The organism is Bartonella sp. AA81SXKL (assembly GCF_042196945.1).
GTDB lineage: Bacteria > Pseudomonadota > Alphaproteobacteria > Rhizobiales > Rhizobiaceae > Bartonella.
Genome location: NZ_JBHIRH010000129.1, coordinates 1 through 965, shown reverse-complemented (window position 1 = coordinate 965; position 965 = coordinate 1). Strand labels below are relative to the sequence as shown.

The 965-nt window shown below is 39.2% G+C and carries 1 protein-coding gene; it reads right to left on the bottom strand.

What is annotated here, in order from left to right; genetic code table 11:
• The coding region (locus tag ACFINZ_RS10055; RefSeq protein ID WP_375701435.1) for a helicase-related protein at positions 1-965 on the bottom strand (965 nt) is incomplete at both ends.

The window sequence follows — 965 nt, the reverse complement described above, 5'->3', positions numbered from 1 at the left end:
GCAACATTGTTCGCCCAAATGCCCCAATAATCCGTGATTTTAAAACTATCCAGAAAAATGGCTTTGACAAAATCAAAAAATTCAGAACGGCGGAATAGGTCTCCTTGTCCTCCAGATACCGATTGAGATTTGCTTTCTGATGTTCCAATGACACGTCCAGAACTTTCTGTTTTGGATGGTATCGAGATCTCATCAACCGTTGTGGTAAGCTCTTTTAATTCATTGGCTCGTTTAATCTCTATAATTTCAATCGTATGGCTGCTATCTTGTCCTAAAGACATCTGATTAATTGTCCGAGCAAGCCTTTCGTCATGAGAATGTAAAGCATGCAAAACTTGCCAAACAACACGGTATCTCTTATTGTTTTTTAAAGCCTTTTTGGCTTCTAAGTGTGAAGGAATGATAATGGGTAAAATGATATAGCCCGTTTTTTTATTTGGAGCACGACGCATCACACGCCCTACTGCCTGTATCACATCCACTTGGCTATTGCGCGGGTGTAAAAACATGATGGCATCAAGAGCAGGGACATCAATCCCTTCTGAAAGACACCGAACATTGCTTAAGATCCGACAAACGTTTTGCCCCGCATCTTCTTTAAGCCAATCCAATTCCTCATTGCGTTTTTTGACGCTTTGCGTTCCGTCAATATGTCTTACTTCACAGTTTAGAAAGGGAACGGTTTGAAGGAAATCATCAATATGAGATTTGATAATTTTATTAAAGAGCTTTGTTATATATTGAGAGGTGTTAATGTCTTTGCAAAAAGCTAAAGCACATTGCATGGGCTCTGTATCATCATCATCAACAGCCGCTTGCTTATCTATTTTGGTAAGTGCTCTATAACAGCCAATAATTTTTGCCGCATCATCTAAATCAATTTCACGGTTTTCATTGGCAATAATCTCCTGTATGGCTGGTGTGATATAGGTTTCATTAATACCCAAGACCACAATCTTGTAAGG